Raw genomic sequence first — 24168 nt, forward strand, 5'->3', positions numbered from 1 at the left:
TCAAAAAACCGTGGAGCATGGCTCTATGCCTTATTTGCACTGCAGGGACCGGACCTTTACCGCGTCTCTGCCAGGTATTTTGTCCTTGAGCCAGATGATCTTGGCCGAACGTGGTGCGTCGAGTTGCTTCACTGCTTCAGACAAGCATCCCTGCGTCTCACGCTCACTGCGATCGAGGTACGCCTTGACCAGTGCAAACTCTGCGGGGCTCAGGCCACGCAACTCCAGTTCCAAAGGGCGTTCATCGCGCAGCCGACCAGCTGTTTTGGCTGCATCAAGGGCCATGCCCAAACGATCGATCAGTCTTTCGTACAACTCCGGTTTTGTAGCTTTTTGCCGTGACTCAACCATCCCTCACCTCATTGGAAGATAAGACCTACTCCCCAGTTAGAGCTTAGCTTCCATCGACAAACCGGCTGGACGCCGCGACCAACGGCCCTCGCAGCGGTTTTCGCAAGACGCGCGGCAGCAATCAGGGTTTCCCTCGATAGAGTGCGGTCATGTATGCTACGGCGCTTCCTGTAACTCCACTTCCAGCTCGTCTGGACACCGAAACGCCGAATCGGCGTGTTCACCGTCCAGCGTCGCATTGAAGAGGATTAGGCCACCCCTATTCAGTTCAAAAGTAGCCATGCACGAACAATATCAGCCCCGTGAAATCGAAGCCGCCGCCCAGTCATTCTGGGACGAGCAAAAGTCCTTTGAAGTCAGTGAACAGCCAGGCAAGGAGACCTACTACTGCCTGTCGATGTTCCCTTACCCCAGCGGCAAGCTACACATGGGGCACGTGCGCAACTACACCATCGGCGACGTGATCTCCCGCTACCAGCGCATGCTCGGCAAGAACGTCCTGCAACCCATGGGTTGGGACGCCTTCGGCATGCCGGCGGAAAACGCCGCGATGAAGAACAACGTAGCACCCGCCAAGTGGACCTACGAAAACATCGCCTACATGAAATCCCAGCTGCGCAGCCTGGGCCTCGCGGTGGACTGGTCACGCGAAGTGACCACCTGCAAACCCGATTACTACCGCTGGGAACAATGGCTGTTCACTCGCCTGTTCGAAAAAGGTGTGATCTACAAGAAAAGCGGCACCGTGAACTGGGACCCGGTCGACCAGACCGTCCTGGCCAACGAGCAAGTGATCGACGGCCGCGGCTGGCGTTCCGGCGCGCTGATCGAAAAGCGCGAAATCCCGATGTACTACTTCAAGATCACCGCCTACGCGGATGAGTTGCTGGAAAGCCTCGACGAACTGACTGGCTGGCCTGAGCAGGTCAAGACCATGCAGCGCAACTGGATCGGCAAATCCCGCGGCATGGAAGTGCAGTTCCCGTACAACGTCGATTCCATCGGCGAAACCGGCACCCTGAAAGTATTCACCACCCGTCCGGACACCCTGATGGGCGCAACCTACGTTGCCGTGGCCGCCGAACACCACCTGGCTGCCCTCGCTGCCAAGAACAACCCTGAGCTGCAAGCGTTCATCGCTGAATGCAAGGGCGGCAGCGTCGCTGAAGCAGACGTCGCCACTCAAGAGAAAAAAGGCCTGCCAACCGGCCTGTTCGTCGAGCACCCGTTGACCGGCGAAAAACTGCCGGTATGGGTCGCCAACTACGTGCTGATGCACTACGGCGACGGCGCGGTGATGGCAGTTCCGGCACACGACGAACGCGACTTCGAGTTCGCCCACAAGTACAACCTGCCCGTTAAATCCGTGGTGCGCACCAGTTCTGGTGACACCAACCCGGCACCATGGCAAGACGCCTACGGCGAATACGGCACGCTGATCAATTCCGGCGAGTTCGACGGCCTCGACTTCGCCGGCGCCTTCGACGCCATCGAAGTCGCGCTGATCAAGAAAGAACTCGGTGCCTCGCGCACCCAGTTCCGCCTGCGCGACTGGGGCATCAGCCGTCAGCGCTACTGGGGCTGCCCGATTCCGATCATCCACTGCGGCACTTGCGGTGACGTGCCGGTACCGGAAGATCAATTGCCCGTCGTACTGCCGGAAGACGTCGTACCCGATGGTGCCGGCTCGCCACTGGCGCGCATGCCCGAGTTCTACGAATGCAGCTGCCCGAAATGCGGCCAGCCTGCCAAGCGTGAAACCGACACCATGGACACCTTCGTCGAGTCCTCGTGGTACTACGCCCGCTACGCCTCGCCGCACTTCGAGGGTGGCCTGGTGGAAAAATCCGCGGCCGACCACTGGTTGCCGGTGGATCAGTACATCGGCGGCATCGAACACGCGATCCTGCACCTGCTTTACGCGCGCTTCTTCCACAAGCTGATGCGCGACGAAGGCCTGGTCAGCTCCAACGAGCCGTTCAAGAACCTGCTGACCCAGGGCATGGTGATCGCCGAAACCTACTACCGTCGCGAAGCCAACGGCGCCTACACCTGGTTCAACCCGGCGGACGTCGAACTCGAACGCGACAGCAAGGCCAAGGTCATCAGCGCCAAGCTGATCGCAGACGGCCTGCCGGTGGAAATCGGTGGCACCGAGAAGATGGCCAAGTCGAAGAACAACGGCGTCGACCCACAGTCGATGATCGACCAGTTCGGCGCAGACACCTGCCGCCTGTTCATGATGTTCGCCTCGCCACCTGACATGAGCGCGGAATGGTCCGACTCCGGTGTAGAAGGTTCGCACCGTTTCCTCAAGCGCGTCTGGCGTCTTGCTCAAGCCCACGTCACCCAGGGCCTGCCGGGCAAACTGGACGTCGCCAGCCTCAATGACGAGCAGAAAGTCATCCGCCGTTCGATCCACCAGGCTATCAAGCAGGCCAGCCACGATGTCGGCCAGAACCACAAATTCAACACCGCCATCGCCCAGGTGATGACGCTGATGAACGTGCTGGAAAAAGCCGCGCAAGGCAGCGAACAGGATCGTGCACTGGTTCAGGAAGGCCTGGAAACCGTGACCCTGCTGCTGGCACCGATCACGCCGCACATCTGCCACGAGCTGTGGCATCGCCTGGGTCACGCCGATCCGGTGATCGATGCCGTCTGGCCAGTGCTCGACGAGAGTGCGCTGGTGCAGGACAGCCTGACGCTGGTCATCCAGGTCAACGGCAAGCTGCGCGGCCAGATCGAAATGCCAGCCAGTGCCACTCGCGAAGAAGTCGAAGCCGCCGCACGGGCCAACGAGAACGTGCTGCGTTTCGTCGATGGTCTGACCATTCGCAAAGTGATCGTGGTGCCCGGAAAACTGGTCAACATCGTCGCCAGCTAATTGGATCAGGCGCCTGGCCCTGCCGGGCGCCTAACAAACCTTTCGGGCCGCTTGATTGGCCCACATGGTTTCAAGGGGAGCAACACAATGATCAAACGCAACTTGCTGGTGATAGGCCTCGCGGTCCTGTTGAGCGCCTGCGGCTTCCAGCTGCGTGGCACCGGCACCACCGACCTGGCGCTCAAGGAGCTCGACCTGAGCGCCCGCGACGCTTACGGCGATACCGTGACGCAACTGCGCCAGGCGCTGGTAAGCAGCGGCGTCAAGGTCTACAACGGCGCCCCTTACAAACTCATCCTGACCAACCAGCAGGAATCCCAGCGCATCCTCAGTTACGCTGGCGCCGGTCGTACGGGCGAATATCAACTGAGCACGGTGCTCAACTATGACATTCGCGGCCAGGGCAACCTGCCCCTGCTGGATGACAAGCTTGAAGTGCGTAAGGTGTTCATCCATGACGGCAACAACCTGGTAGGTTCCGACCAGGAAGCAAGCGATGCCCGCAAGGAAATGCATCGCGAGCTGGTTCAACGCATGATGTTGCGCCTGCAGCAATTCACCCCGGCCCAGCTGGACCAGTTGCAGCAGACTGCCGAAGCCAAGGCCAAGGCGGAAGCCGCGGCGCTGGAAGCGGCGCAGAAGGCTGAGGCGAACACGCCGCGTCAGTCGCCAATCGACCTGCCTCAGCAGTAAGACTTACGGGGCGCTCTGGCGCCCCGTTTGCCCTCTCCTATGAAGCTCGCTCCCGCCCAACTCGCCAAACACCTGCAAGGCGTCCTCGCGCCGGTCTACGTCATCAGTGGCGATGACCCCTTGCTCTGCCAGGAAGCTGCCGACGCCATCCGCGCAGCCGCCCGCCAACAAGGCTTCGACGAACGCCAGGTGTTCGCCGCCGATGCCAGTTTCGACTGGGGTACCTTGCTGCAAGCCGGCGCCAGCATGTCGCTGTTCGCCGAAAAACGCCTGCTGGAACTGCGCCTGCCTTCGGGCAAGCCCGGCGATAAAGGTGCCGCCGCACTCATTGAGTACTGCTCGCGACCGGCCGAAGACACCGTGCTGTTGATCAGCCTGCCGAAGCTCGATGGCAGCGCGCAGAAAACCAAGTGGGGCAAGGCGCTGGTCGAAGGCCAACAGACCCAATTCGTGCAGATCTGGCCGGTGGATGCCAACCAGTTGCCCAGCTGGATCCGTCAACGCCTGTCCCAGGCCGGGCTATCCGCCAGCCAGGACGCCGTCGAGCTGATCGCCGCCCGGGTCGAGGGCAACTTGCTGGCCGCCGCCCAGGAAATCGAAAAACTCAAGCTGATGGCCGAAGGCGGCCAGATCACCATCGAGACCGTGCAGGCTTCGGTGGCCGACAGTGCGCGCTTCGACGTTTTCGGCTTGACCGACGCCATTCTCAATGGCGAAGCCGCCCATGCACTGCGCATGCTCGAAGGGCTTCGCGGTGAGGGTGTCGAGCCCCCGGTGATTCTTTGGGCCCTGGCCCGGGAACTGCGCCTGCTGGCCAATATTTCGTTGCAGTACAGCCAGGGTACGCCACTGGACAAGGCCTTCAGCCAGGCCAGACCCCCGGTTTGGGACAAGCGAAAACCGCTGATGAGCAAGGCCCTGCAACGCTATTCGGCGCAACGCTGGGCGCAATTATTGCTCGAAGCCCAGCGCATCGACGCGCAGATCAAGGGCCAGGCGGCGGGCTCGCCGTGGATGAGCTTGAGTCGCCTGACGCTGTTGATGGCTGGGCAGAGATTGTCCTTGCCTGCCGAATAAGAGCAAAAGATCGCAGCCTGCGGCAGCTCCTACAGGGGGTACGCAATCCTTCGTAGGAGCTGCCGCAGGCTGCGATCTTTTGATCCTGCTTCCTACAAAATCAAACTGCATTTGCCCTATGGACAGAACCCCAACTCTGGCCGATGATTTGCCCCGCAAAAACCACTCACCTGCGAGAGCCCATCATGAGCAAAAAGCCAGCTAAACATGGCCCCAACAAGGCCAAATCCATCGTCGCCCAGCCATTGTTCCGCAGCCGTCAGGAACGCGCCGGCAAGGGCAAAGGCAGCTACCGCCGCGAAGCCTTCCAGTCTGACAACTGGGAGGCTTCTTACTTTCTGGCGGCCTGAAAGGCAAGCATCCGCTCAACATGTTAAGGTCTGTACCTGATTCGTTTTCCCTGGACCCGTGCATGCCCTTTTGTCTTTCCCGTCGTTGGCAATTTCGCCAATTGATTGCTGCCTCCAGCCTCATTTTGCTCGTCGCCTGCGCGGAAAAACCCACCGCCGCCGACGCCCAGCCGATTCAGACACTTCCTGTCGCCACCGCCCCCGCGGTCATTGCGCCCGTGGTTCCGAGCGGCGAAAACCTCGACATCCAGCCAACCCAGACCTTCGCCGAATGGCAGGCGGGCTTTCGCAAGGACGCCCTGGCCGCCGGTATCCGTGCCGACCTGTTCGACCGCGCCTTCGCCAATGTCAGCTTCGACCCGGCCGTGATCCGCGCCGACCGCAGCCAACCGGAATTCGCAAAACCGGTGTGGGAATACCTCGATGGTGCCCTTTCGCCGCTGCGCGTTCGCAAGGGCCAGGCTTTGGTCGACCAGTACGCCGGCATCCTGCAAAGCATCGAACAGCGCTACGGCGTCGACCGCCAGGCGCTGGTCGCGGTGTGGGGCATGGAAAGCAACTTCGGCCAGTTCCAGGGCAGCAAGTCGGTGATCAACTCACTGGCAACCCTGGCCTACGAAGGCCGCCGCCCGGGCTTCGCTCATGCGCAATTGATCGCCGCCCTGCAAATCCTCCAGCAAGGCGATATCGAACCCGACAAAATGCTCGGTTCCTGGGCGGGCGCCATGGGCCAGACCCAGTTCATCCCGACCACCTACAACACCCACGCCGTGGATTTCGATGGCGACGGACGCCGCGATATCTGGGGTAGCGCCACCGATGCCCTGGCGTCGACCGCCCACTACCTGCAAAGCTCCGGCTGGCAAAAAGGCCAGCCGTGGGGCTTCGAAGTGCAGTTGCCGGGCAACTTCGACTACGTCCTCGCCGATGGCTCGATTCGCAAGAGCGTCGCAGAATGGCGGCAACTGGGCGTGGCGCTGCCCAACGGCGGCCAGTTCCCGGCTGGCTCCGAGCAATTGTCCGCGGCGCTGCTATTGCCGGCAGGCTATCGCGGCCCGGCCTTCCTGGTGCTCGACAACTTCCGCGCGATTCTCAAGTACAACAACTCGTCGTCCTACGCCCTGGCGGTGAGCCTGCTGTCCGAGCGCTTCAATGGCGCAGGGTTGATCAGCGGCACATGGCCCAAGGATGATCTGCCCCTGAGCCGCTCCGAGCGGATTGAACTGCAAAACCTGCTGAGTGCGCAGAACTACGACGCGGGCGCTGCCGACGGGATCATCGGTGCCAATACGCGCAAAGCGATCCGCAGCGCCCAGCAGTCGTTTGGCTGGCCGGCGGATGGTTATCCGACGCACAAGCTGCTGGAAGGGTTGCGTAACCGCTAAACGCTTCCCCGTACCTTGTAGGAGCGAGGCTTGCCCGCGAAGAACGATTACACGGTGTGTCAGATACACCGCGGCGCCTGGTTCGCCGGCAAGTCGGATCGCCGCACCGCTGGCTCCTACAAGGGCGAGGGTTTTCTAGCGCCTTACGACATTCTGCTCCAGAAACAGTTGCTGGCTCCCCGCATCCAGCTTCACCAACGCGCCCATCGGCAGCGTCAGGTTCGGGTTGCAGTGGCCGCTGCGCCACCCGGACAGTACCGGGATGCACAAGGGCTCCAGGGTCTGCTTGAGCAATCGGTCCAGGGCCTGGGCCTCCACCCCCGCTATATCACCCACCAGAACCCCACGAAGCTTGTGCAATACGCCCGCCAGGCGCAGATGGGTCAGCAGGCGGTCGATGCGATACAGCGGCTCGTTGATGTCTTCGATGAAAAGGATGATACCCGCGGCATCAATCTCATAAGGCGTGCCCAGGGTCGCGGCGATCATCGACAGGTTGCCGCCCAGGAGGCGCCCATGAGCCACACCCGGCACGATCGTGGTCAAGGGGCGATCAACCGGGTGGGCAAGCACCATACCGGCCCTGCACTGCCCTCTGAGCATGTTGAAGAACGAGGACTCGGTCGGTGCCAGCCGCTCCCCCAGCAGATCGGCATTGAGCAACGGGCCATGGAAGGTCACAAAACCCGCATAGCGGCTGATCGCCAAGTGCAACGCAGTGATGTCGCTATAGCCGATGAATGGCTTGGCGTTCTGGCGCAGCAGCGGGAAATCGATGCGATCAAGCAGCCGCGGTGTACCGTATCCGCCGCGCAGGCAAATGATGGCATCGACCTCAGGGTCGGTGAACGCGGCGTGCAGGTCATTGAGCCGCACCTCGTCGCTGCCGGCCAGATAGCCGTCCTTCTCGAACACCCCGGGGAATATCCGCAGCGAATACCCACGAGCACGCATCCAGGCGATGGCTTTCTTGGTGTCCAGCGCGGCCGGACCCGCAGGCGCGATAACCGCGATCAGCCCCTGCATCGGCAAGGCCGGAACAGGCGTGTGAGGAAGGAGCGTCGGGTCAGGTCTTGCGTTCATCCATGGATCTCCCTGCGTGAAAGCATCAAACACACATTAGTCAGGAACGCAGACAAACAGAAGTGGATCAAGCATTGAGCAGTCGCAGGAAAAGACTGATGTGTCTGTGGGAAAGGCAAAAAAAGCCCGCAAGGCCGATTGAACATTGCGGGCTGTTTTTTCATAGCCGAATCAGGACGACATCAACTCGGCCTTGACCAGCTTGGCCTGCTCGTCGGCGTGGTAGGAAGAGCGTACCAGCGGGCCGGAAGCAACGTTCTTGAAGCCCATCTTGTAACCTTCCTCGGCGAACCAGGCGAAGGTGTCCGGGTGCACGAAGCGCTGCACCGGCAAGTGGCTGCGCGACGGTTGCAGGTACTGGCCCAGGGTCAGCATGTCGATGTCGTGCTCGCGCATGCGCTTCATGACTTCGATGACTTCCTCATCCGTCTCACCCAGGCCCAGCATCAAGCCGGACTTGGTTGGTATGTGCGGCATCATCTGCTTGAAGCGTTGCAGCAGGGTCAGCGACCACTGGTAGTCCGAACCCGGGCGTGCAGCCTTGTACAGGCGCGGCACGGTTTCCAGGTTGTGGTTGAATACATCCGGTGGCTCGGCGGCGGTGATTTCCAGGGCGATGTCCATGCGGCCACGGTAGTCCGGGACCAGGGTTTCGAGCTGCACGTTCGGCGACAGCTTGCGGATTTCACGGATGCAGTCGGCAAAGTGCTGGGCACCGCCGTCACGCAGGTCGTCGCGGTCTACCGAGGTGATCACCACGTACTTCAAGCGCAGGTCGGCGATGGCGATGGCCAGGCTTTCCGGCTCGTTGACGTCCAGTGGCTTCGGACGGCCGTGGCCAACGTCGCAGAACGGGCAGCGACGGGTGCAGATGTCACCCATGATCATGAAGGTCGCGGTGCCGCCGGAGAAGCATTCGCCCAGGTTCGGGCAGGAGGCTTCTTCGCACACGCTGTGCAGCTTGTGTTTGCGCAGCAGCGCCTTGATACGGTCGACTTCCGGAGAGACCGGGATACGCACACGAATCCAGTCAGGCTTCTTCGGCAGCTCGGTGGTCGGAATGATCTTTACCGGGATGCGTGCAACCTTCTCGGCGCCGCGCAGCTTGACGCCGGCTTCAACCTTGGGACGCGGGGCCGGGCGCTCGGAGACATCAAGCGTCGGGATTACGGTTTGCACTGCATCAGTAGTCATATCAGTCAATTCCGCCCGTGAGGGTCGTCTGCTCAGCATAGTCGAGGTGTTTGACGAGCTGCGCGCGCAGCCGGGCACTTACCTCGGCAAATTCAATCGATCCTGCGTGATCGCTCAGCTGGGTCATCGCCAGCCCGGCGTAGCCGCAGGGATTAATCCGTCGAAACGGTTCCAGGTTCATGTCCACGTTCAGGGCCAGGCCATGAAAGGAACAACCGTGGCGGATCCGCAGACCCAGTGAGGCGATTTTCGCGCCGTTGACATACACACCCGGTGCATCGGGCTTGGCCGCCGCCGTCACGCCGTAGCTGGCGAGCAGCTCGATCAGGCATGACTCCATGCGAGTCACCAGGTCACGCACGCCGAAACCCAGCTTGCGCACATCCAGCAACAGGTAAGCCACCAGTTGCCCGGGGCCGTGATACGTCACCTGGCCACCGCGATCGACCTGCACCACCGGGATATCCCCCGGTACCAGCAAGTGCTCGGCCTTGCCGGCCTGGCCCTGGGTGAAGACCGGCGGGTGCTCGACCAGCCAGATCTCGTCGGCGGCATCGCTGCCGCGTTCGTTGGTGAAGCGCTGCATCGCGTGCCAGACAGGCTCGTAAGCCATCTGGCCAAGCTCGCGAAAGCCCAACGTGCCGGACATCACAGCACCATGTGCACGAAACCGGTGGCCCGCAGTTCGCTGTTGATGTTGTACAGCTGGTCCTGGTCGGTCGCGACGATGTGCAACTGGATCGTGGTGTACTTGCCGTTGGTGCTCTGGCGTTCATCCACGCGGTCATGGTTGATCGTCGCGTGTTTCTGCACGATCGCGATGATCTTGTCTTTGTTGCCCACACCGGTATCGCTGATCACCTTAACCGGGTAATCAACGTTGGGGAATTCGATCTTAGGCGCCTTTACTTCGGTATCGGTCATGGCGTAACGGCCTCGTAAGCGTAAGCCGTGGCGACGACAAGGCCCCGCGCCGGATCAGCACGAGGCCTTGCAGGAGCACACTATCAGTTGAACAAGCCGTAGAAGAATAGACGGATGCTATCCCACATGCGACGGAAGATACCACCCTCTTCGACGCCATCCAGAGCGATCAGGTCGGCGCTGTGCACCACCTTGTCTTCCAGTTTGACTTCGACTTTACCGATCACGTCGCCCTTGGCGATTGGCGCAACCAGTTGCGGGTTCATGGTCATGCTGGCAGCGAGCTTTTTCAGCTGGCCTTTTGGCAGGGTCATGGTCAGGTCTTCAGCCAGGCCGGCCTTGACTTGATTGGTGGAGCCTTTCCAGACAGGCGCCTGGGCCAGCTCGGCACCTTTCTGATAGAAAGTCTGGGTTTCGAAGAAACGGAAACCGTAGGTCAGCAGTTTCTGGGTCTCGGCGGCACGAGCCACTTCGCTGTTGGTGCCGAACACCACGGCGATCAGGCGCATGCCGTCACGCACGGCCGAAGACACCATGCAGTAGCCGGCTTCGTCGGTGTGACCGGTTTTCAGGCCATCGACCGTCTTGTCGCGCCACAGCAGCAGGTTGCGGTTCGGTTGCTTGATGCCGTTCCAGAAGAACTCTTTCTGCGAGTAGATCGCGTAGTGAGCAGGGTCTTCGTGGATGATCGCGCGGGCCAGCACTGCCATGTCGTGAGCCGACGAGTAGTGCTCCGGGTTCGGCAGGCCGGTCGGGTTCATGAAGTGGCTGTTGGTCATGCCCAGGTCAGCCACGGTCTTGTTCATCATGTCGGCGAACGCATCTTCGCTGCCGGCGATGTGTTCGGACAGTGCCACGCTGGCGTCGTTACCCGACTGGATGATGATGCCGTGCAGCAGGTCGCTGACGGTCACTTGCGAGCCGACCTTGATGAACATCCGCGAACCGCCGGTACGCCAGGCGTTTTCGCTGACGGTCACCGGATCGTTTTCACCGATCTGGCCACGACGGATTTCGAGGGTCGCGATGTACGCGGTCATCAGCTTGGTCAGGCTGGCTGGCGGCAGACGCTGATCACCATTGTTCTCGACCAGCACGTTGCCGCTGCTGGCGTCCATGAGCACGTAGGCCTTGGCGGCCAGTTGCGGTGGCGACGGCATCATCTCGACCGCGAATGCGGCAGGCGAGAGGAGCAGCGGGACTAAAAGGCACAGGCGTTTGGCAAAGGTGGTGATGTTCATCCGTCTCTCGAAATCGCTAATGGAAACTGCCCGAAGGCAAAACTATTCAGACGGCCTTCTAACGGGCCATCGCGTGTTCAGCTGCTCACTCTGTAACCCTTGCCGGGTTTTTGTTCTTAAAAGAGCCAACAACCTGGTCCACCCCCCAAAACCGCAGATGAACCGTCAATCAAGTTCTACGTATTACTCAGTGGCTTACTCAGTAACAACGCTCGGCGAACCGAGGTTGGCCAGTCGCACACTGTTCTGCACCTGCTGGATTTCACCCGGCGAACCGATCGGCCCCAGGCGCACCCGATGCAGTGTCTGTTGATTGCGCACGATCGAGCTGATGAACACCGGAGTGCTCACCATCCCGCTGAGCTTGGACCTCAGCAGTTCGGCAGCGTCCGGGTTGGCGAACGCGCCCACCTGCAGATACTGGCCAGACGCTGGTGCAGAAGCGTTTTTTTTCGTATCCAGTTGCACAGGGACAACCGGGGCGGCATGTTGCTGCGGCGGTGGCGTCCATTGCTCGACGGTGCCGGCCGAGGCCGTGATCACCGGGGCGCTATTCTGCGCGACTTTCGGCTCATTGAGCATCAATGGCGCCGGACGGCCTTTGGCAGCCCACCATTGCTGCGGATCGATGCCTTCGACCTTGACCCGCGCGGTGCCGGTTTCGGCGTAGCCGAGCTTCTTGGCGGCCGCGTATGACAGGTCGATGATCCGGTCCGAATAGAACGGACCGCGGTCATTGACCCGCAGGATCACAGTCTTGTTGTTGTCCAGGTTGGTCACCCGGACGTAACTCGGCAGCGGCAAGGTCTTGTGCGCAGCACTCATTCCATACAAGTCGTAAACTTCACCGTTGGCGGTGTTCTGGCCATGGAACTTGGTGCCGTACCAGGACGCAGTACCCGACTGCACGTAGGTCTTGGACTCTTGCAACGGAAAATAGGTTTTGCCCAGCACCGAGTAAGGGGCGGCCTTGTACGGGCCGGTGTGCAGGGTCGGCGTGGCGTCCGGGATGCGCGATACATCAACGTCCCACCATGGCGCGCCATCCTTGTGGGCGCGGTTGATGTCCAGCCCCGGCGCCGAGCGCACGGCGGTGGAAGACTTCTGCGTTGGCGCGCGGCTGGTCGAACAACTGGCAAGCAGTACTGCCAATGCAGCAAATGCCATCAGCTTCAGGGGTTTATTCATAGGCAATGCCCGCATTACTTGACGCCCCGTGCTTGGACCAGCTGTTCAGACAGTTGATGTACGGCCATGGCGTACATCACGCTGCGGTTATAACGCGTGATTGCGTAGAAATTCTTCAGGCCCATCCAGTATTCAGGACCATTGTCGCCTTCCAGGCGGAATGCGGTAACCGGCATATCATCGCGCAGCGCATCATGACTTGACCAGCCCAGGCCCCGCAACTCTCCAACGGTTTTAGTCGGCTCGATACCGGTGGTCAAACCTTCGTCCACCTGCTCGCCCCGCACATCGGCGCGGCTGACCACCGGCTCGCCGGCGACCCAGCCGTGTTGCTTGAAATAACTGGCGACGCTGCCGATGGCATCGTCCGGGTTGTTCCAGATATTGATGTGGCCGTCAGCGTCGAAGTCCACTGCATAGGCGCGAAAGCTGCTGGGCATGAACTGCGGCAAACCCATGGCACCGGCGTAGGAACCCTTGAGGGTCAGCGGGTCGACCTGCTCTTCCCGGGCCAGCAGCAGGAACTCACGCAATTCCTTGCGGAAAAATTCGGCACGGGGAGGATAGTCGAAACCGAGGGTCGACAAGGCGTCGATTACCCGGAAATTACCGGTATTACGGCCAAAAAAGGTTTCAACGCCGATAATCGAGACAATCACCTGCGCCGGCACGCCGTATTCCTGCTCGGCACGGGCCAGTACGGCCTCATGCTGACGCCAGAAGTCGACGCCACGGGCAATTCGCGCATCGGTGATGAACATCGGCCGGTATTCGTTCCACTGCTTGACCCGCTCGGCGGGTTTCGAAATGGCGTCCAGGATCGATTGCTTGCGCTGCGCCTCGCGGAACACGCCCATCAGCTGCTCACCGGCGAAACCATAGTCGCGGGTCATCTCACCGACAAACTCGGCCACCTGGGGCGAGCCTTCGTAATCGCCGGCCACCGCTTGCTGCGCAGTACCAAGGATGCTTACCAGGCCGACCCATGGCGCATATCGAGTCGCCCAGCCACGCATTACTTGCATTGAACTCTTCACCTTATTCAAACCTGCGCGATCCACTTGCGATGGGTATGGATCGACATCAAAACCCCAAACGCTGACAGCAGCGTCACCAGCGAAGTTCCTCCGTAGCTAATGAACGGCAACGGCACCCCCACCACCGGCAACAGGCCGCTGACCATACCGATGTTGACGAAAACATACACAAAAAACGTCATGGTCAAGGCGCCCGCCAGCAACTTGCCGAACAATGTCTGCGCCTGGGCGGTAATCACCAGACCACGACCGATCAGCAGCAGGTAGATCAGCAGCAGCGCGCAAATGCCCACCAGGCCGAACTCCTCTCCCAGCACCGCGATAATGAAGTCGGTGTGGCTTTCCGGCAGGAAATCCAGGTGTGACTGGGTGCCCAGCAACCAGCCCTTGCCGAACACGCCGCCGGAACCGATCGCGGCCTTGGACTGGATGATGTTCCAGCCGGTACCCAGCGGATCGCTTTCCGGGTCGAGGAAGGTCAGGATCCGCTGCTTCTGGTAGTCGTGCATGATGAAGAACCACATGGCGATAGCCACAGGCACGGCGGCCGCCAGCACACTGAGAATCCAGCGCCAGCGCAGGCCACCCATGAACAATACGAAAGCACCGCCAGCCAGGATCAGCAGCGACGTGCCGAGGTCGGGCTGGCGCACGATCAGGATGAACGGCACGCCAATCAGCATCAGGCTGACGCCCACATGTTTGAGCTGCGGCGGCAGCGTGCGCTTGGACAGGTACCAGGCGATGGTCGCCGGCATGAGGATCTTCATGAACTCCGAAGGCTGGAAGCGGATGACCCCGGGAATGTTGATCCAGCGTGTGGCACCCATGGCGTTATGCCCCATGATGTCCACCACCAGCAGCAGCAGCACCCCCACCACATAACCCAGCGGCACCCAGCGCGCCATGAAACGCGGCTCGAACTGGGCGATGACGATCATCGATACCAAACCGATACCGAACGAAGTAGCTTGCTTGGCCAGCAGGTCCCAGCTTTTGCCGCTGGCCGAATACAGCACGAACAGGCTGCCGGCGGCGAGTGTCAGCAACAGGATCAGCAATGGTCCATCGATGTGCAGACGCTGCAACAGCGTGGCACGGCGGCGCATCACATCCTCGCTGGAGAGCATGCGGTCGAAGTTATTCATCACGGGCGGAAGCCTCTGCGGTAGTAGGGCTGGCGTATTCGGCCTTGAGATGACCGTTCTGGTCCAGCAGCCAGGCATCCATGACTTGACGCACCACCGGCGCGGCCACGCCGGAGCCGGATTCACCGTTTTCCACCATCACCGACACCACGATCTTCGGATCGTCGGCCGGCGCGAAGCCAACGAACAGGGCGTGGTCGCGATGACGCTCCTGGACCTTGGAACGGTCGTACTTCTCGCCTTGCTTGATCGCCACCACCTGGGCCGTACCACTCTTGCCGGCAATCCGGTATTGCGCGCCGATCGAGGCCTTGCGCGCGGTGCCTCGGGCGCCGTGCATGACCTGCTGCATGCCATGGTTGACCCGCGTCCAGTCCGACGGATCGCGCAGGACGATGTCCGGCATCGGGTTCTCATCCACCGGTTTCTGGCCTTCGATGGTCTTGGCCAGGTGCGGACGGTTCCACACGCCTTTGTTGGCCACCAGTGCCGTGGCCTGGGCCAGCTGCAATGGCGTCGACTGCATGTAGCCCTGCCCGATCCCCAGAATCAGCGTTTCACCCGGGAACCACGCTTGTCGGCGGGTCGCACGCTTCCACTCCCGGGTCGGCATCAACCCCGGCGACTCTTCGAACATGTCCAGGGAAACCTTCTGGCCAATGCCGAACTTGGTCATGTACGCCGACAACCGATCGATCCCCAGCTTGTGGGCCAAGTCATAGAAGTAGGTATCGTTGGAGCGCATGATCGCCGTATCCAGGTCGACGAAGCCGTCGCCGGTACGGTTCCAGTTACGGTATTTGTGATCGTAGTTGGGCAGCATGTAGTAACCCGGGTCGAACACCCGGGATGAAGCGGTCACCACGCCCGCATCCAGACCGGCGATCGCTACCGCCGGCTTGATGGTCGAACCCGGAGGGTACAGGCCACGCAGGACACGGTTGAACAGCGGCCGGTCGATGGAGTCGCGCAGCTCGGAATAGGCCTTGAAGCTGATGCCGGTGACAAAAAGGTTCGGGTCGAAACTCGGCTGGCTGACCATCGCCAGCACTTCGCCGGTTTTCGGATCCAGCGCCACCACCGCGCCACGACGACCACCGAGTGCAGCTTCGGCGGCTTCCTGCAACTTGATGTCCAGGCTCAGGACGATGTCCTTGCCGGAAATCGGTTCGGTACGCTTGAGCACCCGCAATACACGGCCCCGAGCGTTGGTCTCGACTTCCTCGTAACCCACCTGGCCATGCAATTCCGGCTCGTAGAAACGCTCGATGCCGGTTTTGCCGATGTGGTGGGTGCCGCTGTAATTGACCGGATCGAGCGACTTCAGCTCTTTCTCGTTGATCCGCCCCATGTAACCCACCGAGTGCGCGAAGTGCGCCCCCTGCGGATAGTGACGGACCAGTTGCGCGACCACTTCCACCCCGGGCAGCCGGAACTGGTTCACGGCAATCCGGGCGATCTGCTCTTCGGTCAGCTCAAACAGGATCGGCACCGGCTCGAACGGCCGCCGCCCCTGGCGCATGCGCTTCTCGAAAATCACCCGGTCCTCGGGCGTCAGCTCCAGCACTTCGACGATCACATCGAGTACTTGCTGCCAGTCGCCAGAGCGCTCGCGGGTCATGCTCAGGCTGAAGCTGGGCCGGTTGTCGGCAATCACCACGCCGTTGCGGTCGAAAATCAACCCGCGGGTCGGCGGAATCGGCTGCACATGGACGCGGTTGTTTTCCGACAGGGTCGAGTGGTATTCGTACTGGATGACCTGCAGGAAATACAGGCGCGCGATCAGCACACCAATCAACAGCACCACTGCAATAGCCCCGAACACGACGCGGCCACGCACCAGACGGGCGTCTTTTTCGTGGTCCTTGATGCGGATCGGTTGGGACATGAGGGCAGAACTACTTGTGGTAAGGGTGGCCGGACAACACTGTCCAGGCACGATACAGCTGCTCGCCGATGAGGATTCGCACCAACGGGTGCGGCAACGTCAGCGGTGAAAGCGACCAACGCTGATCGGCACGTGCGCAAACTTCCGGCGCCAGCCCTTCGGGGCCGCCGACCATGAAATTCACCGTGCGCGAATCCAGGCGCCAGCGATCGAGTTCGACCGCCAGCTGCTCGGTGCTCCAGGGCTTGCCGTGGACTTCGAGGGTGACAACGCGCTCGTTGGGCCCGACCTTGGCCAGCATGGCTTCGCCTTCCTGACGGATGAAGCGCGCCACGTCGGCGTTCTTGCCACGGGTATTGAGCGGTATTTCCACCAGTTCCAGCGCCAGCTCGGACGGAAGACGCTTGGCATATTCATGCCAGCCTTCTTCCACCCACTTGGGCATGCGTGAACCGACGGCGATCAGTCGCAGTCGCACAGCCGTTCCTTATTCCTGGTCTTTGTTGAGCTTGGTGAAATGCTCGTGACCAACTTCAGGGCTGTGGTGCTTGCCATCGGCGGCACGGCTCTGCTCGGCACCTTTCCACAGGCGCTCCAGGTCGTAGAACTGGCGGGCATTGGAGGTCATCATGTGAACGATCACGTCGTCCATGTCCAACAGTACCCAGTCGCTGTCGCCCTTGCCTTCTTCACCCAACGGCTTGATGCCCAGAGCCTTGACCGCTTCGCGGACCTTGTCCAGCATCGCGCCGATCTGGCGGTTGGAGGTACCGGTGGCGATGATCATGTAGTCGGTGATGCTCTGCTTGTCGCGAACGTCGATGACCAGCACGTCCTGGGCCTTGACGTCTTCCAGGGCCGCAACGGCGATCTTGACCAGTTCGTCGCCTTTAGGCGGCTCGGCAGCCAGGACTTTCTCAGGCAGCGGGGCACTCTTGAATGTGCCTTTGCGTTTTACTTTGCTTTCGTTGTTGCTCGTCATATAAAACTCGTTTTGCTCGTATGTTCGGGCGCTTCAATACACGTTGTTGCCACGTGCCTTGAGGCACTCCTATTCAGTTCGACGCACGGTAGAGTCCGTGCGCATCGATGTAGGCCAGGACCGCGTCGGGCACCAGGAAACGTACCGACTTACCGCTGGCCAGCAGTTGACGGATCTGGGTGGCGGATACCGCGAGCGGCGTCTGCCAGACGAATGCAATCTGTCCGCTCGACCCTTTGAGGGCCAGCGGGTCGCTCACCGAGCGCGCTGCCAGCAGGTTGCGCAAGGCATCCGGCGGTTCGCTGTCGGCATCCGGGCGTTGCAACACCAGGATATGGCAATGCTGGAGCAACTCTTCCCAGCGGTGCCAAGTGGGCAGGCCGCAAAATGCGTCCCAGCCCAAAAGCAGAAAAACCTGGGTCTCGGCGGCCATTTCGGCCCGCATCGACTCCAGGGTATCAATGGTGTAGGACGGTTTGTCCCGCTGCAATTCGCGGGCGTCCACCACCAACGGCGCCACTCCGGCGACCGCGCACTCGACCATCGCCAGCCGGTCCTTGGCCGACACCTGCGGCGTACCCCGATGGGGCGGCCTGGCATTTGGCGTCAGGCGCAGCTCATCGAGCGCCAGGGTTTCGGCGACTTCCAGCGCACCACGCAAATGGCCGATGTGCACCGGATCGAAGGTCCCGCCCAGAACGCCGATGCGTCTGGGTCGAGGCGCGCTGGCGGTTACCGGGGCTGACGGGTCGAAGTCGCCCAAGTCAGACCGGCTCCTGTCCGCGCAACTGGCCATCACCGACCACCACGTACTTCTCGCAGGTCAGACCTTCGAGGCCGACCGGGCCGCGGGCGTGCAGCTTATCAGTAGAAATGCCGATCTCGGCACCCAATCCGTATTCGAAGCCATCGGCGAAGCAGGTCGGGGTGTTGATCATCACCGACGAAGAGTCGACTTCAGCCACGAAACGCCGGGTGTCGCCCTGATGTTCGCTGACAATCGAATCGGTGTGATGGGAGCCGTAATGGTTGATGTGCTCGATGGCCTGGTCAAGCCCGTCGACCACGCGGATCGACAGAATGGCGTCCAGGTACTCGGTGCTCCAGTCTTCTTCAGTGGCCGGCACGGCATCGATGATTGCCCGGGTGCGTTCGCAGCCGCGCAACTCGACGCCTTTTTCGCGGAACTGGGCAGCCATCGCTGGCAGGAAATCTTTGGCAACGATTTGATCGACCAACAACGTTTCCATCGCGCCGCAGATGCCATAACGGTAGGTCTTGGCGTTGAACGCGATGCGCTGGGCTTTCGCCAGGTCAGCGTGCTCGCCCACGTAAACGTGGCAGATACCGTCCAGATGCTTGATCACCGGCACCCGGGCGTCACGACTGACGCGCTCGATCAGGCCACGGCCACCACGGGGCACGATGACGTCGACGTATTCAGGCATGCTGATCAGTGCGCCGACCGCAGCGCGATCGGTGGTTTCGACCACTTGCACCACCGCGGCTGGCAGGTCGGCCTCGGCCAGGCCGCGCTGGATGCAGGCGGCGATGGCACGATTGGAATGAATGGCTTCGGAGCCGCCGCGCAGGATGGTGGCGTTGCCGGACTTCAGGCACAGGCTGGCGGCGTCAATGGTCACGTTGGGTCGCGATTCGTAGATGATCCCGATCACGCCCAGTGGCACGCGCATCTTGCCGACCTGGATACCCGACGGACGATAGCTCATGTCGCGGATCGCACCGACCGGGTCGGGCAACGCCGCAACCTGCCGCAGACCCACGATCATGCCGTCGATACGCGCCGGGGTCAGCGCCAGGCGCTCGAGCAGGGCCGGTTCCAGACCATTGGCGCGGCCAGCCGCCAAGTCCAGCTCATTGGCAGCAGTCAATTCGCCGCGGGCTGCATCCAGCGCATTGGCAGCGGCTTGCAGCGCGCGGTTTTTCTGCGCGGTGCTGGCACGGCCGATGACGCGGGAAGCCTCGCGGGCAGCGCGACCCAAGCGGGTCATGTAGTCAAGAACGGACTCAGTCATGGTCTGGAGTGGTCTTTGATAAGGTCTTGGTAAAGAGTAAAGCGGCAGATTATAGCTGTCGCGTCCGCCGACTAACAGCGGTGACGGGCGGATGGTCGAAATCGAGGTCAATTTGCCGATGTTCAGCCGGGATTAAGCTGCAAATTGTTATCATCACGACTCACTCAGCCCTGATAAACGCTGCCCATCATGTCCAACCTGCCTGTTCACGCTCCCTCCGCGAGCCTGCCCAAGGGCCTTCCAGACACGTTTTTCGACCGCGATGCGCAAATTCTCGCCCGGGACTTGCTGGGCAAAGTCATCCGTCATCGGGTCGGCGATCTATGGCTCAGCGCCCGGATCATCGAGACAGAAGCCTACTATTGCGCAGAAAAAGGCAGCCACGCCTCACTCGGCTATACAGAAAAGCGTAAGGCTTTGTTTCTGGATGGCGGGCACATCTATATGTATTACGCCCGCGGTGGCGACTCGCTGAACTTCAGCGCCCAGGGTCCGGGTAACGCGGTGCTGATCAAGTCCGCCTACCCTTGGGTCGATGAACTGAGCGGACCTTCGAGCCTGGCGCAGATGCTGTTGAACAATCCCGACGCCCAGGGCCGCCCTCGCCCGTCGCAAAAGCTTTGCGCGGGGCAAACGCTGCTGTGCAAGTCCTTGGGCCTGAAGGTTCCGGTCTGGGATGCCAAGCGCTTCGACCATGAGGTGTTGCTGGTGGAAGACGTCGGCCAGACGCCCGCCCATGTCATCCAGGCCGCGCGCCTGGGCATTCCCCATGGGCGCGATGAACACCTGATGTACCGCTTCGTCGACGCGGCCTACGCGGCTTATTGCACGCGGAACCCGCTGCGACGGGGGCAGGTCGAAGGTCGCGATTATTTTGTGCTGTCCTGAACAATGAAAATCCCTGTGGGAGCGAGCCTGCTCGCGATGACGGCGACACATCACGCTTCAATGTGACTGACACACCGCTATCGCGAGCAGGCTCGCTCCTACAGGGGGCATTTGAACATTCAATGGAGTTGTTTTTATGGGCCCATGGCTCGATAGCGTGACCGGTTGGCTGACGGTCAACCCGCAATGGCTGGCGGCAGCGGTATTCATCGTGGCCTTTGTGGAATGCCTGGCGATTGCCGGCCTGATCGTGCCTGGCACGGTCTTGCTGTTCGCCGTGGCGGTACTGGCCGGCAGCGGCGCACTGTCGTTGAGTGAAACGCTGCTGCTGGGGTTTCTCGCCGGCGTGCTTGGCGACGTGGTCTCGTATTTCCTCGGCCGGCATTTCCATCAGAACATCCGGCGTCTGCCCGGCTTGCGTCATCATCCGGAATGGATCGCAGGGGCCGAGGCGTATTTCCAGCGCTACGGCATCGCCAGCCTGCTGGTCGGGCGCTTCATCGGCCCCTTGCGCCCCATGCTGCCGATGGTCGCCGGGATGTTCGACATGCCATTCCCACGATTCTTCGCCGTGAGCCTGCTGGCTGGCGCGGGTTGGTCGGTGGCTTACCTGCTACCGGGCTGGGCGACGGGCGCGGCGATTCGCCTGCCACTGCCCGAAGGCTTCTGGCCTGAGGCCGGCATCGTTGCCGGCAGCATCGCGCTCATGATCGGACTGAGCGCAACCAGCAGCCTGCGCCGCCATCGCAAGGCCACGGTGTTCATTGCCGGCATGAGCTTGCTGATCCTGGCGGGCCTGTTTATCGGCTATCCGCACCTCAATGCCCTCGACCAGGGGGTGATGACCCTGGTGCAGGAACACCGCAGCCCGATGCTCGACGAAGTGGCGGTGGTCTTCACCCTCATCGGCGAATTCCGCAACATGCTGATCTTCAGCGCCTTGCTGGTGGTGCTGCTGCTGATTACGCGGCAATGGCGACAGCTGATCTTCGCCACCAGCACCCTGCTCTGCACCGCCTTGGGCAACACCCTGACCAAACACTTCTTTGCCCGGGTGCGCCCGGAGGTCTTGAGCGACCCGCTAACCAGCTACAGCATGCCCAGTGGCCACGCCTCCGGGTCGTTTGCGCTCTTCCTGACCCTCGCCGTACTGGCCGGCCGCGGCCAACCCCCGCGCATGCGCCTGACCTGGCTGTTGGTGGCGTGCCTGCCGGCGCTGGCGATTTCCCTGTCGCGGGTATACCTCGGCGCACACTGGCCGACCGACGTGCTGGCGGGCGCGATGCTGGCGTCGTGCGTATGCGCGGCGAGCCTGTGGCTCAGCCAGCGCCAGACCTCGCTCAACGCCCTGCCGCCAAAAGTCTGGTGGCTGGTGCTGCCGTCACTGGTGGCATTGTTCGGGTTCTTCGTGTTGAGGCATTTGCCGCATACGATGTTGCGGTACGCGTATTAGCCAACGGTGTCAGGCAAACAACTCACCCTGCAACTCATCGAGCAACGCCTGAATCGCATCCAGGCGCTGCTGCGGATCATCGAGTTGCAACAGGTCGATCTTGTCCTCTTCGGCGAAGGGCAAAAGGTACGCCAACTGATTGGCCAGTGATTGTTGCCCCGCCGCTTCAGTGCCCATGTTCAGCGCTTCGACCATCGGGTGTTCGGCCAGGGCCTTGAGCAAGGCCACCAGGTCGGCGTCTTCGTCCTGCAGGGGTTGCTCGGGTTCGTCTTCCAGCCATTCGACCTCGGCAAGGATCAACTGGTCGCGCTGGACTTCGGTGGACAGCACTTTGAACCGTCGCCCGCCCTCTACCCGAATCCCCAGCAGGCCATTGTCCTGCTGCTGAAAATCGGTGATACGCGCTTCACAACCGACCATGGCAAACCCCTGCGGCGCGATACCGACTTCGCTCCCCTCAAGGATGCACACCACGCCGAAGCCGCCGCCCTGTTTCATGCAGCGACCGATCATGTCCAGGTAACGCGCCTCGAAGATCTGCAGGTCGAGGATGCAACCAGGAAACAGCACCGTGTTCAGCGGAAAAAGCGGCAGACTCATAGACATATTCCTTACACCACCATCGACACCGCCAACGGCAGGAACACCGCCGTGGCCACGCCCATCAAACTCATCGCCAGCGCCGCGAAGGCGCCACATTCATCACTTTCCTGCATCGCCACCGCCGTGCCAACCGCGTGGGCGGTCATGCCCAGTGCCATGCCGCGGGCCTCGGGGCTGTGGACACCGAGCCGGGTCAACAGGCTCGGGCCGAATATCGCCCCGATCACCCCGGTGATCAGCACGAACACCGCCGCCAGCGCCGCGACCCCGCCAATCTGCTCGGCCACCAGCATGGCGATAGGTGATGTCACCGATTTCGGCGCCATGGTCATCAGGATCATGTGTTCGGCCCCGAACCACCAGCCCAACAGCACCCCCATGCACGTGGCGACCACACCACCTATCACCAGCGTAGTAAATATCGGCCAGAACAACTGCCGAATCCGCCGCAGATTGAGGTAAAGCGGCACGGCCAGCGCGACCGTCGCGGGGCCGAGCAGAATGCTCAGGATCTCGGTGCTCTTGCGGTACTCGGCGTAAGTCAGGCCACAGCCCACCAGCACACCGATCACCAGCAACATGGAGACCAGCACCGGCTGCAAAAAGATCCAGCGGGTTTTCTCGAATGCCGCCAGCACCAGCTGATAGGCACCGAGCGTGATGCCGATGCCGAACAATGGATGATGAATCACCGACGTCCAGGCGCCGTGCCAGTCAAGGATCATTGGCCATCCTCAGGGTGGACATGGCGCTTGACCATGCGCTGCATGAGAACTCCGGCGAACGCCATCGACAGCAACAATGACAACACCAGCGCGCCGACAATGGCCCAGAAGTCGGCGGCGATATCCGTGGCGTACACCATCACCCCCACGGCCGGTGGCACCAGCAGCAATGGCAGGTAGCGCAGCAGGCTGCTGGCTGCAAGGTTCAGCGGCTCGCCGACCTGGCCTCGACCGATCAGGAACATCAGTAACAGCAGCAGGCCGATGATCGGCCCCGGCAGGAAGGATAAAAACAAATGGTTGATCGCGGTGCCGAGCAATTGGAACAGCACCAGCCAGGTCAGGCCACGTAACAACATCGATGTTCCCCCGCAAAAATCCGTCACCCGCATTGGCCCACGCATTATAAGCACGCTTGCGCTATGGATCGGCATTCGCCATAAGCATGGTCAGTTGACCGCAGCGTTTTGCCATGTTGATCTAAAGTAGTAATCCGGGCGATCAAATCCCCCCACCCTAAAAACTATAAAACCGATGAACGCAAGGAGAGTCTCAATGCCCTTTGTACCTGTTGCAGAGCTCAAAGATTATGTCGGCAAGGAACTCGGAAGTTCCGACTGGCTCACCATCGACCAGGAGCGTATCAACCTGTTCGCCGAAGCCACAGGGGACTACCAGTTCATCCACGTCGACCCGGTCAAAGCCGCGCAAACGCCATTTGGCGGCACCATTGCCCACGGTTTCCTGTCGCTGTCGCTGATTCCAAAACTGATGGAAGACATCCTCGTCATGCCAGAAGGCTTGAAGATGGTGGTCAACTATGGCCTGGACAGCGTGCGCTTCATTCAGCCGGTCAAGGTCGACTCGAAGGTGCGCCTCAAGGTCGAACTGTCCGAGGTCACCGAGAAAAAACCCGGTCAATTGCTGCTCAAGGCCATCGCCACACTGGAAATCGAAGGCATGGACAAGCCGGCGTATGTCGCCGAATCCCTGTCGCTCTGCTTCGTGTAAACCGTCCCGGATGCGAAGCAGCGC

25 protein-coding genes are annotated in these 24168 nt (G+C 61.2%); 8 read left to right on the forward strand and 17 right to left on the reverse strand.

Features of this window, described 5'->3' with window-relative positions:
• Window positions 1–30: 30 nt before the first annotated feature.
• Complete coding sequence (locus OH720_RS28075) at window positions 31–351, reverse strand: hypothetical protein (RefSeq protein WP_272603669.1); 321 nt, start codon at window positions 349–351, stop codon at window positions 31–33.
• Between the two features lie 280 nt (window positions 352–631).
• Between OH720_RS28075 and leuS the strand changes: the two genes are divergently transcribed.
• From leuS to OH720_RS28100, 5 genes are all read left to right on the forward strand, one after another.
• Window positions 632–3238, forward strand: a complete 2607-nt coding sequence (gene leuS, locus OH720_RS28080) for a leucine--tRNA ligase (protein ID WP_272603670.1) — start codon at window positions 632–634, stop codon at window positions 3236–3238.
• An 87-nt stretch (window positions 3239–3325) separates the two neighbouring features.
• Window positions 3326–3931: an LPS-assembly lipoprotein LptE gene (locus OH720_RS28085; RefSeq protein WP_272603671.1), complete on the forward strand. Its 606-nt coding sequence runs from the start codon at window positions 3326–3328 to the stop codon at window positions 3929–3931.
• Window positions 3932–3970: 39 nt separating this feature from the next.
• A complete protein-coding gene (gene holA / locus OH720_RS28090; RefSeq protein WP_272603672.1) occupies window positions 3971–5008 on the forward strand; it encodes a DNA polymerase III subunit delta in 1038 nt (345 codons plus the stop codon).
• A gap of 185 nt (window positions 5009–5193) precedes the next feature.
• Window positions 5194–5358, forward strand: a complete 165-nt coding sequence (gene arfA, locus OH720_RS28095; protein ID WP_272603673.1) for an alternative ribosome rescue factor ArfA — start codon at window positions 5194–5196, stop codon at window positions 5356–5358.
• A 62-nt stretch (window positions 5359–5420) separates the two neighbouring features.
• Complete coding sequence (locus OH720_RS28100) at window positions 5421–6743, forward strand: lytic murein transglycosylase (protein ID WP_272603674.1); 1323 nt, start codon at window positions 5421–5423, stop codon at window positions 6741–6743.
• 135 nt (window positions 6744–6878) lie between these two features.
• On the opposite strand, the gene OH720_RS28105 is transcribed toward OH720_RS28100, so the two are convergent.
• From OH720_RS28105 to OH720_RS28165, 13 genes are all read right to left on the reverse strand, one after another.
• Window positions 6879–7826, reverse strand: a complete 948-nt coding sequence (locus OH720_RS28105) for a S66 peptidase family protein (RefSeq protein ID WP_272603675.1) — start codon at window positions 7824–7826, stop codon at window positions 6879–6881.
• Window positions 7827–7997: 171 nt separating this feature from the next.
• Entirely contained in the window at window positions 7998–9020 is a 1023-nt protein-coding gene (lipA, locus tag OH720_RS28110; RefSeq protein ID WP_178131831.1) for a lipoyl synthase, read from the reverse strand.
• Between the two features lies 1 nt (window position 9021).
• The gene (lipB, locus tag OH720_RS28115; RefSeq protein WP_008065985.1) at window positions 9022–9669 is read right to left on the reverse strand and encodes a lipoyl(octanoyl) transferase LipB; all 648 of its coding nucleotides are present in this window, start codon (window positions 9667–9669) and stop codon (window positions 9022–9024) included.
• Window positions 9669–9944: a DUF493 domain-containing protein gene (locus tag OH720_RS28120; RefSeq protein ID WP_008065984.1), complete on the reverse strand. Its 276-nt coding sequence runs from the start codon at window positions 9942–9944 to the stop codon at window positions 9669–9671. Before OH720_RS28120 ends, lipB begins: the two co-directional genes overlap by 1 nt.
• Before the next feature lie 83 nt (window positions 9945–10027).
• Entirely contained in the window at window positions 10028–11185 is a 1158-nt protein-coding gene (locus OH720_RS28125) for a D-alanyl-D-alanine carboxypeptidase family protein (RefSeq protein ID WP_008065981.1), read from the reverse strand.
• A gap of 195 nt (window positions 11186–11380) precedes the next feature.
• Window positions 11381–12388, reverse strand: coding sequence for a septal ring lytic transglycosylase RlpA family protein (locus OH720_RS28130; protein ID WP_272603676.1), 1008 nt, complete (start codon window positions 12386–12388; stop codon window positions 11381–11383).
• Window positions 12388–13398 carry a lytic murein transglycosylase B gene (gene mltB / locus OH720_RS28135; RefSeq protein ID WP_272603677.1) on the reverse strand — a complete coding sequence of 337 codons (1011 nt, stop codon included), beginning with the start codon at window positions 13396–13398 and terminating at the stop codon, window positions 12388–12390. Before mltB ends, OH720_RS28130 begins: the two co-directional genes overlap by 1 nt.
• Window positions 13399–13415: 17 nt before the next feature.
• Window positions 13416–14519, reverse strand: coding sequence for a rod shape-determining protein RodA (rodA, locus tag OH720_RS28140; RefSeq protein WP_050562653.1), 1104 nt, complete (start codon window positions 14517–14519; stop codon window positions 13416–13418).
• Between the two features lie 31 nt (window positions 14520–14550).
• Window positions 14551–16446 (reverse strand): penicillin-binding protein 2, encoded by a 1896-nt coding sequence (gene mrdA, locus OH720_RS28145; protein ID WP_180204471.1) that lies wholly within the window; start codon window positions 16444–16446, stop codon window positions 14551–14553.
• 10 nt (window positions 16447–16456) lie between these two features.
• A complete protein-coding gene (gene rlmH, locus OH720_RS28150; RefSeq protein WP_007937439.1) occupies window positions 16457–16924 on the reverse strand; it encodes a 23S rRNA (pseudouridine(1915)-N(3))-methyltransferase RlmH in 468 nt (155 codons plus the stop codon).
• Between the two features lie 9 nt (window positions 16925–16933).
• Entirely contained in the window at window positions 16934–17428 is a 495-nt protein-coding gene (gene rsfS, locus OH720_RS28155) for a ribosome silencing factor (protein ID WP_008065972.1), read from the reverse strand.
• A gap of 73 nt (window positions 17429–17501) precedes the next feature.
• The gene (gene nadD, locus OH720_RS28160; protein WP_442967240.1) at window positions 17502–18224 is read right to left on the reverse strand and encodes a nicotinate-nucleotide adenylyltransferase; all 723 of its coding nucleotides are present in this window, start codon (window positions 18222–18224) and stop codon (window positions 17502–17504) included.
• Complete coding sequence (locus tag OH720_RS28165) at window positions 18193–19464, reverse strand: glutamate-5-semialdehyde dehydrogenase (protein ID WP_272603679.1); 1272 nt, start codon at window positions 19462–19464, stop codon at window positions 18193–18195. Before OH720_RS28165 ends, nadD begins: the two co-directional genes overlap by 32 nt.
• A 189-nt stretch (window positions 19465–19653) precedes the next feature.
• Here OH720_RS28165 and OH720_RS28170 point away from each other — a divergent pair, with 189 nt between their 5' ends.
• Entirely contained in the window at window positions 19654–20352 is a 699-nt protein-coding gene (locus tag OH720_RS28170) for a DNA-3-methyladenine glycosylase (RefSeq protein ID WP_272603680.1), read from the forward strand.
• A 136-nt stretch (window positions 20353–20488) separates the two neighbouring features.
• Window positions 20489–21805, forward strand: a complete 1317-nt coding sequence (locus OH720_RS28175; RefSeq protein ID WP_272603681.1) for a bifunctional DedA family/phosphatase PAP2 family protein — start codon at window positions 20489–20491, stop codon at window positions 21803–21805.
• 9 nt (window positions 21806–21814) lie between these two features.
• On the opposite strand, the gene OH720_RS28180 is transcribed toward OH720_RS28175, so the two are convergent.
• The 3 genes from OH720_RS28180 to OH720_RS28190 are packed head-to-tail and all read right to left on the reverse strand — an operon-like array spanning window position 21815 to window position 23492.
• The gene (locus OH720_RS28180; protein WP_020798765.1) at window positions 21815–22405 is read right to left on the reverse strand and encodes an LON peptidase substrate-binding domain-containing protein; all 591 of its coding nucleotides are present in this window, start codon (window positions 22403–22405) and stop codon (window positions 21815–21817) included.
• 11 nt (window positions 22406–22416) lie between these two features.
• Window positions 22417–23133, reverse strand: a complete 717-nt coding sequence (locus OH720_RS28185) for an LrgB family protein (protein ID WP_008065952.1) — start codon at window positions 23131–23133, stop codon at window positions 22417–22419.
• Window positions 23130–23492 carry a CidA/LrgA family protein gene (locus OH720_RS28190; protein ID WP_272603682.1) on the reverse strand — a complete coding sequence of 121 codons (363 nt, stop codon included), beginning with the start codon at window positions 23490–23492 and terminating at the stop codon, window positions 23130–23132. The genes OH720_RS28185 and OH720_RS28190 overlap by 4 nt, the downstream gene beginning before the upstream one ends.
• Before the next feature lie 196 nt (window positions 23493–23688).
• Here OH720_RS28190 and OH720_RS28195 point away from each other — a divergent pair, with 196 nt between their 5' ends.
• Entirely contained in the window at window positions 23689–24144 is a 456-nt protein-coding gene (locus OH720_RS28195) for a MaoC family dehydratase (protein WP_180204464.1), read from the forward strand.
• Window positions 24145–24168 lie beyond the last annotated feature (24 nt).

Origin of the sequence: Pseudomonas sp. WJP1 (assembly GCF_028471945.1) — a bacterium.
Lineage (GTDB): Bacteria > Pseudomonadota > Gammaproteobacteria > Pseudomonadales > Pseudomonadaceae > Aquipseudomonas.